This is a genomic window from Sorangium sp. So ce693 (genome assembly GCF_051521375.1).
In the GTDB taxonomy this organism is placed as follows: domain Bacteria; phylum Myxococcota_A; class Polyangia; order Polyangiales; family Polyangiaceae; genus Sorangium; species Sorangium atrum.
Map to the genome: position 1 here is coordinate 10,424,437 of NZ_CP150347.1, position 16,186 is coordinate 10,440,622.

General features: G+C 70.8%; 10 protein-coding genes. 4 read left to right on the forward strand and 6 right to left on the reverse strand.

Going from position 1 to position 16,186, the window contains the following annotated elements; translation table 11 throughout:
- Positions 1-51: 51 nt before the first annotated feature.
- Together WMF14_RS38800 and WMF14_RS38805 are read right to left on the reverse strand one after the other, a co-directional pair.
- A complete protein-coding gene (locus WMF14_RS38800; RefSeq protein WP_437794721.1) occupies positions 52-2,298 on the reverse strand; it encodes a hypothetical protein in 2,247 nt (748 codons plus the stop codon).
- A 301-nt stretch (positions 2,299-2,599) separates the two neighbouring features.
- The gene (locus tag WMF14_RS38805; RefSeq protein ID WP_437794724.1) at positions 2,600-3,748 is read right to left on the reverse strand and encodes a vWA domain-containing protein; all 1,149 of its coding nucleotides are present in this window, start codon (positions 3,746-3,748) and stop codon (positions 2,600-2,602) included.
- Between the two features lie 245 nt (positions 3,749-3,993).
- Between WMF14_RS38805 and WMF14_RS38810 the strand changes: the two genes are divergently transcribed.
- Entirely contained in the window at positions 3,994-5,832 is a 1,839-nt protein-coding gene (locus WMF14_RS38810) for a PE-PGRS family protein (RefSeq protein WP_437794727.1), read from the forward strand.
- Positions 5,833-5,855: 23 nt separating this feature from the next.
- Here WMF14_RS38810 and WMF14_RS38815 read toward each other — a convergent pair whose 3' ends face one another.
- The 3 genes from WMF14_RS38815 to WMF14_RS38825 form a co-directional block, all read right to left on the reverse strand.
- Complete coding sequence (locus WMF14_RS38815) at positions 5,856-7,364, reverse strand: hypothetical protein (protein WP_437794729.1); 1,509 nt, start codon at positions 7,362-7,364, stop codon at positions 5,856-5,858.
- Positions 7,365-7,834: 470 nt separating this feature from the next.
- Complete coding sequence (locus tag WMF14_RS38820; RefSeq protein WP_437794732.1) at positions 7,835-8,338, reverse strand: hypothetical protein; 504 nt, start codon at positions 8,336-8,338, stop codon at positions 7,835-7,837.
- 118 nt (positions 8,339-8,456) lie between these two features.
- On the reverse strand, positions 8,457-9,167 hold the full coding sequence (locus WMF14_RS38825; protein WP_437794735.1) for a helix-turn-helix domain-containing protein: 711 nt from the start codon (positions 9,165-9,167) through the stop codon (positions 8,457-8,459).
- 453 nt (positions 9,168-9,620) lie between these two features.
- Between WMF14_RS38825 and WMF14_RS38830 the strand changes: the two genes are divergently transcribed.
- The gene (locus WMF14_RS38830) at positions 9,621-10,655 is read left to right on the forward strand and encodes a serine/threonine-protein kinase (protein ID WP_437794738.1); all 1,035 of its coding nucleotides are present in this window, start codon (positions 9,621-9,623) and stop codon (positions 10,653-10,655) included.
- Between the two features lie 85 nt (positions 10,656-10,740).
- On the forward strand, positions 10,741-12,423 hold the full coding sequence (locus WMF14_RS38835) for a serine/threonine protein kinase (RefSeq protein ID WP_437794741.1): 1,683 nt from the start codon (positions 10,741-10,743) through the stop codon (positions 12,421-12,423).
- Between the two features lie 75 nt (positions 12,424-12,498).
- Here the strand turns inward: WMF14_RS38835 and WMF14_RS38840 are convergent, their stop codons facing one another.
- Complete coding sequence (locus tag WMF14_RS38840) at positions 12,499-14,742, reverse strand: cyclic nucleotide-binding domain-containing protein (protein ID WP_437794744.1); 2,244 nt, start codon at positions 14,740-14,742, stop codon at positions 12,499-12,501.
- Between the two features lie 254 nt (positions 14,743-14,996).
- On the opposite strand from WMF14_RS38840, the gene WMF14_RS38845 reads away from it, so the two are divergent.
- The gene (locus WMF14_RS38845; RefSeq protein ID WP_272102888.1) at positions 14,997-16,133 is read left to right on the forward strand and encodes a hypothetical protein; all 1,137 of its coding nucleotides are present in this window, start codon (positions 14,997-14,999) and stop codon (positions 16,131-16,133) included.
- The last annotated feature ends 53 nt before the right edge of the window (positions 16,134-16,186 follow it).

A 16,186-nucleotide genomic window follows, 5' to 3' on the forward strand; every position in this document is an offset into this window, starting at 1 on the left:
CGTGGTCGGATCTGGACCGGGGCCACCGCCCGCCGCGGTCCAGACCGCGGCTCACGCGCTCGCTTCGACGGCGCTGGCGACCTGCTGGAGGAGCACCGTCTGCTCGATCACCTCGGGCGGCACGCCGACATCCTCGCGCACGACGGCCACATCCCCGCGCGCGCCAGCCGCGTCCTCGCGCACGACGGCCACATCCCCGCGCGCGCCAGCCGCGTCCTCGCGCGCCACGGCCACGTCCTCGCGCGCCACGGCCACGTCCTCCCGCTCCGCCGCCCGGCGCAGCGCCGCGATCTCCGCCTGCGCGGCGACGAGCGCCTGCTCGAGCTCCTCGTGGAGCGCCGGCGGGGAGCCGGCCGTGGCGCGCGCCTCGGTCAGCTCGCGCTCGAGCTGCGCGATCTTCCATCCCGCGGCGCGCAGGTCGGCCTCGCTCGAGGCGGCGCTCCGCGCCAGCGCGTCGAGCTGCTGCCGCAGCGCCTCGACCGCGCCGCCCGGCCCGCCCTGCCCCGCGAGCCCTCCGCCCTGCCCGCCGTCCGCCGCCTGGCCCGGCCCGCCGTTGTCGGCCGACGCCGACGCGAAGACCGTCCCGAGCTCGTCGACGAGCTCCTTGCCCACCCGCTCGCTCTCGCGCAGCTGCGCCATGAGCGACGCGATGACGTGGCCCCGATCGCGCAGCGCCTCCTCGAGGCCCGCGATCTCCGCGGCCGCCGCCTCGCCGGCGTCGCGCTTCTCGAGCTCCGACGCCCGCTGCTCCAGCGCGACGACGGTCTGCTCGAGCTCCACGATCCGCGCCTCGAGCAGCAGCCTGCGCGCGTCGAGGGCGCTCCGCTGATCCTCCAGCGCGCGGCTCTCGCGCTCGTTCCGGTCCGCCCGCTCCTTCTGCCGGTCGCGGTCGCGCGCGAGCTCGGCGCGGGCGGCCTCCAGCTCCTCGATCCTCCCCGCCGCGCGCCGCGCCTCCTCCAGCGCGCGCTCGCTCTCCTGCGCGCGCCGGCGCGCCGTGTCCCGCTCCGACGTGAGCTTCGAGAGCTCCCGCCGCGCCCCCGCGGCGGCGGCCTCGAGCTCCTCCACGCGCGCCGCGAGCGCCCGGTCGGGCGCCGCCACGGCGGGCCGCGCCTCGAGCTCGGCGATCCGGGCGCGCGCGGCGTCGAGGTCGGCGGTCGCGGCGTCGAGGCGGTCGCGGGCGCCGGCGATCTCCGGCTTGTTGCGGATCATGCCGAGCTCGAGCTCGACCTTGGTCCGCACCCGCTTCTCGTCGTCGAGCTGCTTGGTGAGCCGGGTCGCGCGATCGCGCTGGCTGCGGAGCTCCTCCTCCATGTCGCGGATCTGGTGGGACAGGCGCTCGGCCCGGACGTGGGCGTCGCCCGCCCTGGCCTCGACGTCGCGGAGGCGCGCCGCCCTGGCATCGAGCTCGGCCTCCACCTCGGCGAGGCGCGCGGCCGTGGCGACCGCGCTCTCGGCGCGGACCCCGTCGTCCTCGCGGTCGCGCTGGTGCCGGGTGCGCAGCTCCGCGAGCTCGCCCCCGAGCCGCTGCGCGCGGCCCTCGGCCTCGCTGAGCGCCTCGGGCGACGGGCCGGCGCTCGCGCCCGGGAAGCCAGCGAACGGCAGCTCGATCACGGCGAACGCGTCGAGCCTGGGCAGGCGCTCGCCGGCCACGGCGATGAACCACTCGGGCTCCTCGGACGCGTCGAGGATCGACGTGTCCACGCTGACCTCGGGCTCTCCCTTCGGCGCGAACTCCGCGACCGTATAGCCGACGAACGGCGCCTGGCCGACCATCCGCACCTGCTTGAACTGGAGCGCCACGACGTCGTAGAGCGCGTAGTAGCCGGGAGCCGCGCCGCGCCGCGCGCCCGCGGGGAGCAGGCCCCGCGCGGCGTCCGGGTTCGGCGACGCGATGACGGCGACGCCGCTCGCGGCGGTGAGGCGCCTGGCGCGCCGGACGACCTCGGCGGGATCGCCGAAGAGGGAGAGATCGGGGATGACGAGGGTGTCGAACGCGCCGTCGCGCACCCCGAGGTCGCCGTCGAACACGGCGATGTTCGGGTGCGGCTGCCGCGTGGGCGCCGTCCGCGCGAGCTTCTCGGCGACGCGCGCGGCGTCCGGGTCGTAGGCATGGACGAGTCGGGCTCCGCGCTGGAGCAGCCGGTCGGCGAGGCCGATGGTGACGTCACCCAGCACCGCGACCCGCCGGCCGCGCACGAGCGGCTCGAGGTAGGCGCTCAGCACCAGGGCCGGATGGAGCGCGGCGGGGGCGGCGTGCCGCGGCGAGCCTGCGGCGGCGAGGGAGGACTCCGTCGTCATGGTTCCGTCCTCTTACGGCTCTGGGGGCCCGGAGTCCACAAAGCGCAGTGCAGAGTTGCAAGGCGGCGCTCACCGCGTCGGGCGCCGCCGGGCGCCGCCCGCGCGCGCCGGGTCCCGCGCCCTCGCGCCGGCCCCATGATCCGCGCCTCTACGACCCAGGAACAGTTAGTCATCTCACATATGACGCTCCGCGTCTGCGCCGCCTGCTCCGGGGCTTCTATGTCGCTCCCGATGTCATCTCCACAACACCTGCAGTTCGCCCACTCTCGTTCGAGATGCGCGGTCCTTCTGCCGTGCTCGCTCAGAGGATCACCGTCTCGCAGCCGAGGAGGATCTGGATCTTCGCGATGGAAGCGCCCCTCGCGGCCTCGCAGGTGTCGGGGCACAGCACGAGGGCCGCGGGAGAAGCCGGGTTGTCGTAGCGCCAGCCTGGGCCGTCGCAGCCGGGGCGCTGAGGCAGGACCTCCTGCGGTGCGCCGTCGAGCCCGAAGAGGACGTTGACGTCGTCGAACGCGACCTGTCCGCCGGCCACCTGGGAAGGGACCTCGACCTCGCACGGGAGCGCCTGCCCCGTGACCTTCGCGAGCGCGTTCTGGAACTCGACGGCGATGTTGTTCGCCCCGACGAGGACGGCGGCGTCGGTGCCTCCCGCAGCCGCGACCTGGTTCGCGAAGCTCTGGTTCACGCCCGGGAGCCCGATCACGAAGGTGCGCACCGGGAAGCGGTAGCGCGCGGCCCGCGCCGCGAGATCCGCGATGGCGTCCGGGTCTTCCGGGTTCACCCCGGCGCACTGGGCCGCAGGCCCCTGGGGCTGTCCATCGGTGACGAGCAGCACCGCCGAGGCCTCGCCAGGATGGTCCTCGGCCACGTCGATGCCCTGGAGCAGCGCGCCGCCCAGCGCAGGATAGATGGGCGTGCTCGCTCCGTTCGGCGACTCGGCCTCGATGGCCGCGACGATGGCGTCCGCGTTGTCGGGGAGCGGACCGAACGGGACGAGCGGCTCGCTGTACGCCTTCTGGTCGCAGGCAGGAACATCGTCCGCGACCCGCGGAAAGAAGCGCAGCGCCACGCGCACGCCGGCGAACCTCGCGCTGTTGACGAACGCTGTCAGGCCAGCCTTCGCGCTTGTCCACTTGTCGGCCACCATGGGGTCGTCACCCGCCATCGAGGACGACTTGTCCATCATGATATAGAGATTGAGCGGGACCGCGATCGCCTCCTCGGTAACGAGGCCACAGGCGGCGTCCGGATCGGGGAGCTCGACAGGCGCGTCGGTCGACAGCCCACCATCCGGATCGAAGGTCCCGCCAGGGCCAGCTCCGCCCGAAGAGGAAGAGGACCAGACGAGGCCAGCCCCTGAGTCCGGTGCACACGCGCCATGGAGCCCCATGGCGGCAGCGAGCCCAACCATGGAGGCGAGCGAGGTGTGGTGAAGCGATCTGAGGCGCATGAGATGAACAGATGACAGCGGGGACGGTGCGGAAGCGGGAAGGTGCGCAGGCACAGAGTACCGGAGACGGTGACAGGCGCGAGGGGCGAATCACGGAATCGTGAGCTGGCTCGCGCTGGCGCAGCACATAATGGCGTGGGCGGACGCGCGATCGATGCGAACTGCAATGTGGCACACGGCCCATGGTGATTGGGATCGACAAGACAAAGTCTTTTCGAAAGGCGCGTGAAGGTGCAGAATTAAGCATGCGCGCACAATTCTTCCTCGAGACGGCATCTCTGCTCGCATTGCTCTCGGCGCTCGGCTGCGCCGAGAGCAGCTCGATCGACGGTCCCATCGGGCCAGTCTCGGGCACGGGAGGCGGCTCGGGCGCGGGCGGCGAGTCGTCCGCGAGCAGCAGCGCGACGACCGCGTCATCGAGCAGCAGCGCGGCCGCCACGAGCGGCTCGGGCGGGGGCGAAGGCGGCTCGGGCAGGGGTGAAGGCGGCTCGGGCGGGGGCGAAGGCGGCTCGGATGGAGAGGGGGGCAGCGAAGAGGCGGGCGGGGGCGGCGGTGGGGTCACGGATGCGTGCGCGCTGGGATGCTTGCCGGGCACACACGACCTGGACGGCAATCTCCTCACGGGCGAGTGCGGCTGTGAATACGCGTGTACGCCGACCGCGGCGGGTGCGGCGGGCGAGGATCCGATCGACGCCGAGTTCATCGATGACAACTGCGATGGCGGCGACGGGCTCGTGGAGCAGTGTATCTACGTCTCGGCGAGCACCGGGGACGACGCCAGCAGCGGGACGCGCAGCGCGCCGGTGGAGACGATCGCCAAGGCCATCCAGGTGGCGCAAGCGGGCGGGGTCCCAGCGGTCTGCCTGTCAGGCGAGCTGTACCAGGAGGCGGTCACGGTCGTGTCCGGCATCAGCATCTACGGTGGGTTCGATCACAACAACGCTGACTTCAAGTTCCGGAGGACGAGCTCGGTGACCACCACCGTGAGCGCGACAGGCACGGTGTTCCATGCGCCGTCGATCGCGCAGCCGACGCACATCGAGGGCATCTCGATAGAGGCGCTGAGCCCGTCGTCGGCCGGCGCGAGCACCTACGGAGTGCGCCTCGGCGGGGGGACGGCGGATCTCTTCGTGCGGTTCAACCAGATCAACGTGGAGGAGGGCCAGGCCGGCGCCGCGGGGACGAACGGGGCGGCGCACGCGGCGGGGACGGCGACCTCGGGGAATGCGGGAGAGCAGGGCTGCAACGACTGCAGCGGTCGCGGGAATGCCGGCCCGGCGCCCACCTGCGACGAGCCTGGCGGGAGAGGTGGATATGGCGGGCATGGCTCGAACAACGGAGCGGCGGGCCATCCGGGCAGCCGGGGCGCGGAGGGCGGCGCGGGCGGCGCCCCGTTGCGCTGCTTCAGGACCCGGTCGGCAGGACACGATGGCACGCCGGGCATGGCGGGGTCGCAGGGGATGCCTGGGACGGGGGGCGCGAATCTCGGCAGCATCGCCTCGGGTATCTACCAGCCTGCGAACGGCACCAACGGGCAACCGGGAATCAACGGCGGCGGCGGCGGCGGCGCGGGCGGCGGCGGCGGCGGCTCCTGCGAGGTAGGCCCTGATGATCGCGGCGGGGGCGGCGGTAGCGGCGGGTGCGGCGGGCTCGGCGGCCGCAGCGGCACGGCTGGCCGCGGTGGAGGCGGGAGCTTTGGCGTCTTCGCGGCGGCCGGACGGGTGGTCGTCTCTCGCAACGAGATCACGACCGGAAAGGGAGGGAACGGCGGCCGCGGCGGCAACGGCGGAGCGCCGCAGCTCGGGGGGAACGGCGGCCCGGGCGGCCCCGGTCCTGATGACGCCGGCAACGGCGGCGTCGGCGGCAAAGGTGGTCCTGGTGGCGACGGCGGCCCGGGCGCGGGCGGTGGCGGCGGCCCGAGCGCCTGCCTGGCGCGAGCCGCGAGCGTCAGCTTCACGTTCGGAGGCAACAGCTGCTCGACCGGCGCCCCCGGATACGGCGGCACCGGCGGCACGACCCCGAGCGGCGGCGCCGCGGGCGCGGGACAGGACGGCAAGGCCGCCGCGAACCTGCAGATCAACTGACCAGCGCCGCTGAGTTGGAGAAGCTATCTCCCAACCCGTCCCAGGTCGATCTTCGTCACGACAGCGCTGAACTCTCCCGGCGCCACGACCCTCATCTCATTGCCAAAATCCAGCGTTCCGTCGTTGAGCCCGACGACCACGACGGCGTTCGTCCCGGGATCCGTGTCGATGCCAACCACCGCTTGCCCTGTCGCGGCATCACCGAAACGCCTGCTCCAGAGGTGCGCTCCGCCAGCGCTCAGCTTCGCGACAGTCCAGTCGCGCTCCTGTCTGCCGCCGAGCAGCCCGCCCCCGAAGTCGACGGCGCCTGCGGCCCCGGCGCCGAGCACGATGTCTCCAGAAGTGTCGGCGGCGACGTGAACCCCGAAAGGTGAAAGAGACTCGACGTCCGATCCAAAAATACCTGACTTCGGCTCTACACCTAACTGGGACGAATCATCGCCGAATCGCAATGACCACAGGTGATTCCCCGCGGACGAGAGCTTCACGAGCAGGATATCCGAGTCCTCTGGCCCGCTGGTCTCGTGGGCGCCTCGGACCCCATGGGCATGGATGGCAATCGCTCCTGCGAGAGCGCCAGCCGCGAGGATATCTCCACGCCCATCGACGTCGATGTCAGTCACCCAGGCACGCCCCTCTCCCAGGAGGCCAACAGTCCAATCTCGCTCCCCCGTGGACGAGAGCTTGAGCATGAAAGCTCCAGCCCCCGACGGGCTCGGGCCGATGCTTCTGTCGAAGCCGAAGTCGGTGAATCCCGTGAACCGGCCCCCCACAACGATATTACCGGCAGGATCCACCGCCACCGCCTTGGCCTCGAGGCTCGTCGTCGCCGTGGTATATTCAGGGTCGCCCAGCTGAAAGCTCCATCGCGGATTACCCGTCTCGCCGTCCAACCTCACGACAAAGGCGTCCTCGGATGCAGTGGTCAGGGTCGACGAACCCAGGCTCACCTCGCGCCTGAAAGAGCCGACCAGGACCACGTCACCGTCGGGCATAGCCGCCGAATCCAGGACAGCGAGGCGACCCGTCCCCGTGAACAAGTTGCGCCCCCAGATCAACTTGTTGTCTGACGAGAACCTGGCCACGAAGCAACCATTCTCGTCGAGAGTGGGCGCCGTGATGGATTCGCCAGCATCAAGCTCGATCTCTTCCTCGTACAGACCCGACAAGACGACGCTATCGTCAGGCAGCACCGACAGACGCGATCCCAACGCACCATCCAAGACTTTCAGCCGCAGCCACCGGCTGAAGCCGTGGCTACCGTCCGGCTTCAGCTTGGTGAGAAAGAAAGCGAATTGAGACGATATCAGCGGCGGGCCGCCGAAATCAGTGGTACCTCGAAAGACTCCTGAGAGAAGAACATTCCCCTTCGAGTCGAGCCCAGCGCTCTCTGGAAAGACCAACTCATGGCTATCGAAGCTCTTCGCCCAGAGCACTCCTGAGCAGGAATCTTCGTCGCAGTCCTCGAACTCGTCGAGGCCCAGGACCTGGGCGCACGACGCGGTGCCCAGGAGGGCACCGAGGGCGAGCACGCGTGTGGCGCGGACGAGGGACGGAGAAGGCGGAGCGCGGCGCATGGTGGCGTATGAGGCATCAAAGCGTCACGCCCGTCAAGGGTGAAGCAAGATGCACAGAAGCCCTGCTCGCTCGCGCCGGAGGGCACCGCGGCTCTGTATGGGCCGACATGACTGCGCATAACGTCAGGCTCGGCTTCAGCAGCGAGTCGACATACGAGACCGAATCATGGTCGGTGGAACCGACCGAGCCCATCCCGCTCACGCTCGCACGACCCCGCTGGTCGCCCCCTCACCCCTCATGACCGCCGCAAACCCGGCCTCGCCTGGACGCCGCCCCAGCGCGCCCCGGGCGGAGCGGCCGTCACTATCATGGACACTCGTCCGCCCGGGGCGCCGGCGCCTCCAACGCCGTGGAGGCGCCTCCGCTAGACTGGAGCAAAGCGACACGCGCCCGTGTTAACGCGTTGCGACGTCATGCCGACCGGCTAGAACGGCTCCCGGAAGCAACGAGCGCTGACGACAGGAGCCCCCATGACCACCGCAATGCAAATGCCCATGATGCCGCAGATGATGTCCCCCATGATGTCGACGCCGGAGATGGCCGCTGGCGCATCCATGATGCCCGGCATGATGGGCATGAGCATGCCGATGATGCCCATGATGGGCATGATGCCCGGCATGATGGGCATGAGCATGCCAATGATGCCAGGCATGATGGGCATGAGCATGCCGATGATGCCCATGATGGGCATGATGCCAGGCATGATGGGCATGGGCATGCCGATGATGTGCAAGATGTCGTGTGAGATGACGAAGGACGGAATGACCTGCAAATTGATGCCGCCCGAGGGCATGTCGATGGACATGCTGAAGGAGCGCTGCGAGGCCATGACGAAGATGATGTCGGCCGGGATGCCCATGATGATGATGTGCGGCGGGATGCCCATGATGATGTGCACGCCCGCCATGACGAAGTAGCGCGGCCGCAAACCCTCCTCGGAGCAGCGGCGTCGGCGCTCGCCGGCGTTCTCGCGCTGCTCCGCCCCTCCCCCGGCACTCCTCCTCTCCCGGCCCTCCCCCGCCCCTCGGCGAGGAAAGCGCCGCGCCTCAGGGCGCCGACAGCGAATACGTCATCACCAGGTACATCAGCGAGTCGACGTTCGCCGGGTTGCGGTAGACGTGCGGGACATCCGCCTGGAACACGAGCGCGTCGCCCGTCGCGAGCAGAAACCGCTGTCCGTCGACGCTGATTTCAACGGTCCCCTGACATACCACGATGTTCTCGGTCGTCCCGGGCGGGTGGGGATCGGCATGCTCGACGCCGAGCGAGGCCAGGTGCAGCTCGTAAAACTCGACCGTTCGCGGCGCATCGAACGGGAAGAGCGCGCGCGAGGTGAACTTGCCGTCGTGCGATGTCAGCCGCTTCGCCCGATCCCCGCGCAGCAGCATCGGGCCGCTCGCCGTACGATCGCTGACGAGCGCCGAGAACGGCACGCAGAGCGCGCGGGCGATCTTCCAGACGACGTTGATCGTGGGCGCGCTGCGGCCGAGCTCGACCTGGCCGAGCATCGCACGGCTAACGCCGGAGATCTTCGAGAGCCGCTCCAGCGAGAGGCCGCGCCGCGTGCGCAGCCGCCGAAGGTTCTCCCCGACAACATGCGTGAGATCCGACGGCGCGTCGTGGTGAGCGACCTCATAGGTCCACTCCTCCTCCAGCTCCTGCTCCTGCGCGCCGGGCCTGGCCGGCTGCACGTCGAGCGCGACCGGAACCGCACCGTTCGCCTGGGGAAGGTCGCTGTTCTGTCGGACAGATCTCATACGAGGATGGGCGCCACTCTACACGGGATCTCAGGGTCGGCAAACCAACCAAATTCGTCGCTGCGTCGGGATGAGTGGAGTCAATCATCAGGCAATTTCCGTCACTCCTAGGATGTCGCCTGAACCCGATCCGTGACGTCCCTGTCGCATTCGCCTTCCCCTCGGCGCGTTCTCCCTCCCGAGCACGGTCGCGCTTCCTCCCAGCGTGCTTGGCCGTACGCTCACTCCCCGCAGGCTCACTCGCCGAAGGCGTCTTCCGCCCGCAGGCTCCTTCCCACGGACCTCGTCCCCGGGCGCTCGCGCTTCCCCGCTCCTCCCGCCTCGGGTCCGCCCCCGGCCGGCGGATCGGGTCTGCGCCGAACCGTCCCTACCGCCAGCGCGCCGGAGCGGCTACAACCTGGGCTCGCTGTGCGGCACGCTGACGCAGCGCGCTCGAACACCGAGGGCTTGCCGATGGACCACGACATCGACGACGTGATCGACGGCCGGTACAAGCTGATCGAGGTGGTTGGTCAGGGAGGCCAGGGCGTGGTCTACCGCGCCCTGGACCAGGAGACGGGCACGCACGTCGCCGTCAAGTACCTGAGGCCCGAGTTCGCCAGCGATGCCGCCCTGAAGACCCGCCTGCGGCGCGAGGCCCGCGCCATGGGGGAGCTGGCCGGCACCAGCGCGACCCACGTCTTCGCGTTCAGCGAGGCGGCCAACGGCACGCTCTACATCGTCATGGAGTTCCTGAAGGGCAGCGATCTCGAGACGACGCTGCGCCGGCTGGAGGCGCGGAACCAGCGGCTCCCGCTCGACGAGATCCGCGAGCTGTTCCGCCCGATCATCGACACCCTCGACGCCGCGCACGCGCGCGGCATCGTCCACCGCGATCTGAAGCCAGCGAACATCTTCGTCCTCGACGACGACACGGGTGCTCCTTCCTCCACCTCCCCTCACCCCGGGAGCGCGCCGGCCCGCGCCGCCCATCCGGCGCCCCCCGCCGCCGCGCAGCTCCCCGTCACGGGCGACGGCGCGCAGGGCCACGCCGGCGCAGCGGCGCGCGGGCGCGTGCGCTTGCTCGATTTCGGTCTTGTCAAGGTCATGCAGGCCGACCCCCTCACCCGCGAAGGCGCGATCCCCGGCTCGCCCAGCTACATCGCGCCCGAGGTATGGAAGGGCCGGCCCCAGGAGATCGACCACCGGATCGACATCTATTCGCTCGGCGCGGTGCTCTTCCGCGCGCTCGCGGGGCGCCTGCCGTTCGCCGGCGCGAGCCGGGTCGACATCCTGCTCGCCGCCGCTCGCGGCCCGCGGCCGAGCCTGCACGCCTTCCGGCCCGACCTGCTCCCCGAGGTGGACGCCTGGGTCGCGCGGGCGCTCGCCGTGGCCCCCGAGGAGCGCTTCCAGGACGTCCGCTCACTCTGGAGCGCGCTGGAGCCGCTCCTCGACAGCGCCGCTCGATCCGGCGGCGAGGCCGCCGGCGGAGACGCGATCCTGCGCTGAACACGTTCCTCACCCGACCGCCTTGCGACGCGGGAAGCGGCGCTGGTAGCGTGGTGCAAACCATGCCTGAACCGAGGGCCGCAGGATGAGCTCCTCGCCCGGCCTGTTGCAGCCGAATACGCGGTTTCGCAACCGTTACCAGGTGCTGCGCGTCATCAAGGCGGGCGGCATGGGCGCCGTGTACGAGGTGATGGACGACGTCACCGCGACGCGCCGCGCGCTCAAGGTGATGCTGCCCAGCCTGCTCGACAGCGAGGAGCTGCGCGCCCGCTTCGCCCTCGAGGCCCGCATCACCGGCGTCATCGAGAGCGACCACATCGTCAGGACCTCGGACGCCGGGGTCGACGACGAGACCGGCACCCCGTTCCTCGTCATGGAGCTGCTCCGCGGCGAGGAGCTCGGCAGCCTCGTCAAGAAGCGCGGCGCCCTCCCCGCCGAGGACGTCGCGCTCTACCTGTTCCAGGCCGCGCTCGCGCTCGACAAGACGCACGCGGCGAGCATCGTCCACCGCGACCTCAAGCCCGACAACCTGTTCGTCACCGTCCGCGACGACGGCTCGCCGTGCGTGAAGATCCTCGACTTCGGGATCGCCAAGGTCATCGAGCAGCACAACGCCTCCACGCTGACGCGGCAGATGCTCGGCACGCCCGTGTACATGGCGCCGGAGCAGATCCGCGCCGAGCGCAACGTCGGCCCGCGCGCCGACATCTACGCGCTCGGGCACGTCGCGTACGCGCTCCTCGTCGGCGAGTCGTACTGGTCCCAGGAGGCCGAGGCGACCGCGTCCCCCTACATGCTGGCGGGGGAGCTCCTGCGCGGCGCGATGGAAGCGCCCAGCGCGCGCGCGGCGCGGCGGTCCTCGGCGGCGCTGCCGACGGAGTTCGACGGCTGGTTCCTCAAGGCGACGGCGCTCAAGCCCGAGGACCGCTTCGAGCGCGCGTCCATCGCGGTCAGCGCGCTCGCCGCCGCGCTCGACGTCGCCATCCCGCGGGCCTCGCGCGTCATCCTCCTGCCGGAGCCGGCGGCGCCCGCGCCGAGCGCGAACCCGAGCCCGACCGACCCGACGCTGCCCTCGAAGCCCGGCACGGCGAAGGGCTTCGCCGAGGTGCCGACCGTCACCGTGCCGGAGCTGTCGTCGAAGACGCCTCCCTCACGCCCCGGTCCGCCCTCGTACCCCAGCCCTCCCCCGCGCTCCGTTACGCCGCCACCCAATCCGCCCTCGCGCTCCGTCCCTCCCTCGTCGTCCGCGCCGCCCGCTCCGTCGGCCGCCTCGAAGTTCGCGGAGACCCGACCCCGGACGTCGCCCCTGGACCCGCCGGGCCGGACGGGCCTCTCCGGGAGCGAGCCGTTGAGGAGATCCGAGCTCACGTCGCGGCGCGAGCGCGCCGCGCAGCGGCGGTTCAACGTCAGGCCCGACACGTCGACGGGGGTCCTCCACGTGAAGGTGTGGGGGTTCTGGGACATCGACGAGGGCAAGGCGTACCTCGACGAGTTTCGCCAGAAGGCCTCGACGCTGCTCAACCTCGGGAAGCCCTGGTACGTGCTCGCCGACATCGCGGACTTCCCCCCGCAGAAGCCCGAGGTGAGCCCGTACGTCGAGCAGACCATGGCCTACGCCGTCGAGCACGGCATGCGCAAGGCGGCGAACCTCGTGAACAGCGCGCTCTCGAAGATGCAGATCTCCCGCCTGTCGGCCGCCATGGGGCTGCCCGAGTACTCGTTCTTCACCGCGGAGGCCGACGCCGTCGCGTGGCTCCTGAAGGGCTGAGCGCGAGGGGGCCGAGCGACGCCGGCTGGCCACGAAGCGCCGAGCGCGAGGCCAGCCACGAAGGGCTGAGCGCGCTCAGCCGAGGACGAACCGCCGGATGCGCCCGGCGAGGCTCCGCACCTTCTCCTCGGCCTCGAGGTAGCGCTCGGCCGCGTCGCGCAGGTGGGCCTGGCGCGACGCCATGAGCAGGCTCAGCTCGATCACGAGCTGCGGGCGCGCCTCGATGATCGGCTGCAGGGCCTCCTTCGTGATCTGGTAGAGCACCACCTCGTCGACGGCGCGCACCGTCGCGGTGCGCTCCTCGCCCGTGAGCAGCGCAAACTCCCCGAAGACGGCGCCCTTCTCGAGCGCGGCGACCGTCGAGTCCTGCCCGTCGGGGTGCCGCACCAGGACCTCGACGGCGCCGGACGCGACGACGAACATCGACGAGTCCCGCTGCCCCTGCAGCACGATCCGGTCGAGCGGGCCGTACTCGATCCGGCGCGCCTTCGTGGCGAGCTTGCGGAGCTCGCGATCGAGCAGCGGCTTGAAGACCGGCGTCCGCCGGAGCAGCGTCATGAGGTCCTCGGCGCTCGCCTCGCGCGTCACCTTGCTCGGCTCCTCGAGCTCGATCGACACCGCGGCCCCGTAGCCGTCGCGCCGCTGCAGCGCGGCGAGGTGCGACGGGTTCTTCTCCATGTACGCCTCGAGGAGGCTCGCGTTCCGCGGGATGCACTCGTCGCCCGTGTAGTCCATGAGGCTCCGCTCGGCGGCCCACCGGGCGACGTCGTTCATCGACTTCCGGTACTGCCGGCACGCCGCGGGGAAGATGCCATCTTGATCGCCGAAGAGCCCCGTCAGCGCCTCGGGCATCAGGCTGAGGCCGAACAGCCGCATGTCCCCCCGCTGGTGCCAGAGCGCGAAGTCGCGCCACCGCGGATCGAGGTGCGCGAGCTCCGGGAACGCGAGCACGTTGTTCTTGAGGACGGCCCGCTCCGCGTCGCGGAACACCCGGTGCCACGTCTCCTGCGCGTTCCACAGGTTGGGGCCCGCGAGCTCGATCGCCTTCTGCAGGTCCGCGTGGTGGGCGTGCAGGAAGGCGAGCGTGGCCTTCTGCTTGCGCATCAGGTTCGTCAGGCTCACGGGCCCGGCCGCGAAGAAGCCGGCCGCGCGCGGCGCGATGTGCCGCATGTCCCAGACCTGCGCCCACGCCGCGACGTCGATCGACGCGCGGATCGGCGCGAACGCCGCGCCCTCCTCGAAGGCCTCGCGCTCCCCCGGCGAAAGCATGTCCGGGTAGTCGTGCTTCACGGCCTCGAAGATGCCGAGGCACGTGAGCAGCTCGAGGTAGAGGCCCACCCTGAGCAGCCAGCGGGGGTCGGGGAGGTTGCGCCGGTGCTGCTCGAGGTCCTGATGGATGGCCCGGAGGTACAGGAGCGCCTTGTCCATGCCGATGGTCAGCACCGGGAACCACGGGTGATAGCCGACGTGGAGCTCGTCGATCCCGAGCGCCCGCTGCTGGATCTCGGTGTCCGCCTTGACGAGCCGGTCGAGCAGGCGCGCGTAGAGCGAGCCGAAGCGGCCGGTGTCGAAGATCTCGATGTCCGTCGACTCGGAGGAGACCGTCCTGCCCGCCTCGCTGAGCTTGATCTCGACCCGGAGCTGCTGCCGGAACAGGCTCGCGAACGTGAACGGCTCGAAGCCGTCGGTGACGCGCCGCCGGAACGACTCGGGCAGGTCGGCCCAGAAATAGCCGCCGCCGGTCTCCTCGCCGGGGGGGTGCGGCACGAGCTGCCGCGCCGGCACGATGGTGGCGACGTAGACCGTCTGATGGAACGAGTTCCACGGGGCGGGCTCGAGCTTCGGGACGGGATAGGACGAGGTCGAGACGATCTGCGGGCTGAGCGGCACGTCCATGAGCCCGGGCACCGCGCACGGCTCGCCGTCGCCGGGGCTCGCCGGGAGGAACCACGCGGACAGGGTCACCTCGAACGGCCGCTCGAAGGGCGCGACGAACGCGTAGAGGTCGCGCAGCCGGTAGAGCAGCCACACCTCGTCGCCCAGCTCCGACGGGTCGCCGGAGGTGTTGATGCAGCCGACGCGCTCGCTGCACCCGTGCCCTGGATAGAGCGCCTCGTCGACGGGCCGCTTGCCGGGCTCGAACGGGATGAGCTCCAGCGACGGAGACAGCTCGGCCGACTCCTCCTCCGGGCTCTGGCGCGCCTCGAGCTGGCGCAGGTACTGGCGGACCCGGGCGAGCTTGTCCTCCCAGTCCATGCCCTCCACGCGGCTCATGAGCAGCCGCTTGAACTGCCTCTGGAACTCCTTCGGGGTCATCATGCTGCGTCCACCTGAGTTGCCGGGGGGCCCGACAGGCCCGCCGCGAGAGCTTACCGGCTTCGCGCGCGCTGCGTCGTTCGATCAGCGCGGCGCGCGGCGTCCTGCTTTCAACGCGGCGCGCGCCGCCCGGCGATCAGCGCGGGGCGCGCCGCCCGGCGATCAGCGCGGGGCGCGGCGCTCCGCGATCGGGCCGAGACCACGTCCGTGCGAGCCCCTTGCAGCGCCGCGTCTCGGAAGGTACGGGCTCAAGCCCTATGGCTATCGAGATCCGCGAGCTCCGGAAGGGCGACAAGAAGGTCCTCAAGGACTTCCTGAACGTGGTCGACACCGTCTACGAGGGTGAGCCCAACTATATCCGCCCGCTCGACTTGGACATCTCCGATCGGCTCGACAAGAAGAAGAACCCGTTCTTCGAGCACGCCGAGGGGACGGCGTGGGTGGCGTACAAGGACGGCAGGCCAGCGGGCCGGATCACCGCGCAGGTCGATCACGAGCACCTCCGGGTCCACCGCGACGACACTGGCTCCTTCGGCTTCATCGATACGATCGACGACGCCGAGACGGCCGGAGCGCTGTTCGCCGAGGCCACGGGCTGGCTGCGCGCGCGCGGGATGAAGCGCATGCGGGGCCCCTACTCGCTCTCGACCAACGAGGAGATCGGCTGCCTCATCGAGGGCTTCGAGCTCCCGCCGGTGATGATGATGCCCTACCACCGGCCGCACCAGGGCCGGCTCATCGAGCAGGCCGGGCTCGAGAAGGTGAAGGATCTCTACGCGTGGGGCTACGAGGTCGGCAACGTCCCCGCCCGGGCGCAGAAGGCCCACGCCGAGGTCCTGGCGATGCCGGAGGTGCACACGCGCTGCGGCGATCCGAAGAACCTGCTCCGCGACATCCGGATCCTCATGGACGTCTACAACGACGCCTGGAGCGACAACTGGGGCTTCGTCCCGATGACCGAGAAAGAGCTCGTCAAGTGGTCGAAGGACGTGCGGCTCATCCTGATGCCCGAGCTCACCAAGATCACGTTCATCGACGGCGAGCCGGCCGCCGTGTCGCTCGGGCTGCCCGACCTCAACCAGCTGATCAAGGACTTCCACGGCAAGCTCCTCCCCGGCGGCATCTTCAAGCTGCTGTGGCGGTTGCGCGTACGCGGCCCGAAGCGCGGGCGCCTCGTCGTGCTCGGCATCCGCAAGAAGTGGCGCCACGTGCGGCGCTACGCCGGGCTCAGCGCCTTCCTCTACGTCGAGATGAACCGCGCGGCGCATCTGCTCGGCATGGAGGGCGGCGAGCTTGGGTGGACGCTGGAGGACAACGCCGCCATCAACGCGGGCATCCGGCTGATGGGCGGCCGGGTCCACAAGAAGTACCGCGTCTACGAGCGGGCGCTGTGATGGGCGCGGGGGCCAGCGCCGAGCGGCGCGGGCGGCTCGACGCGGGCGCCGGC

Excerpts from the sequence above, each read along its gene's own strand:
- WMF14_RS38800 (WP_437794721.1), bottom strand. The coding sequence starts at position 2,298 with ATGACGACGGAGTCCTCCCTCGCCGCCGCAGGCTCGCCGCGGCACGCC.
- WMF14_RS38805 (WP_437794724.1), bottom strand. The coding sequence starts at position 3,748 with ATGCGCCTCAGATCGCTTCACCACACCTCGCTCGCCTCCATGGTTGGG.
- WMF14_RS38810 (WP_437794727.1), top strand. The coding sequence starts at position 3,994 with ATGCGCGCACAATTCTTCCTCGAGACGGCATCTCTGCTCGCATTGCTC.
- WMF14_RS38825 (WP_437794735.1), bottom strand. The coding sequence starts at position 9,167 with ATGAGATCTGTCCGACAGAACAGCGACCTTCCCCAGGCGAACGGTGCG.
- WMF14_RS38830 (WP_437794738.1), top strand. The coding sequence starts at position 9,621 with ATGGACCACGACATCGACGACGTGATCGACGGCCGGTACAAGCTGATC.
- WMF14_RS38835 (WP_437794741.1), top strand. The coding sequence starts at position 10,741 with ATGAGCTCCTCGCCCGGCCTGTTGCAGCCGAATACGCGGTTTCGCAAC.
- WMF14_RS38840 (WP_437794744.1), bottom strand. The coding sequence starts at position 14,742 with ATGATGACCCCGAAGGAGTTCCAGAGGCAGTTCAAGCGGCTGCTCATG.
- WMF14_RS38845 (WP_272102888.1), top strand. The coding sequence starts at position 14,997 with ATGGCTATCGAGATCCGCGAGCTCCGGAAGGGCGACAAGAAGGTCCTC.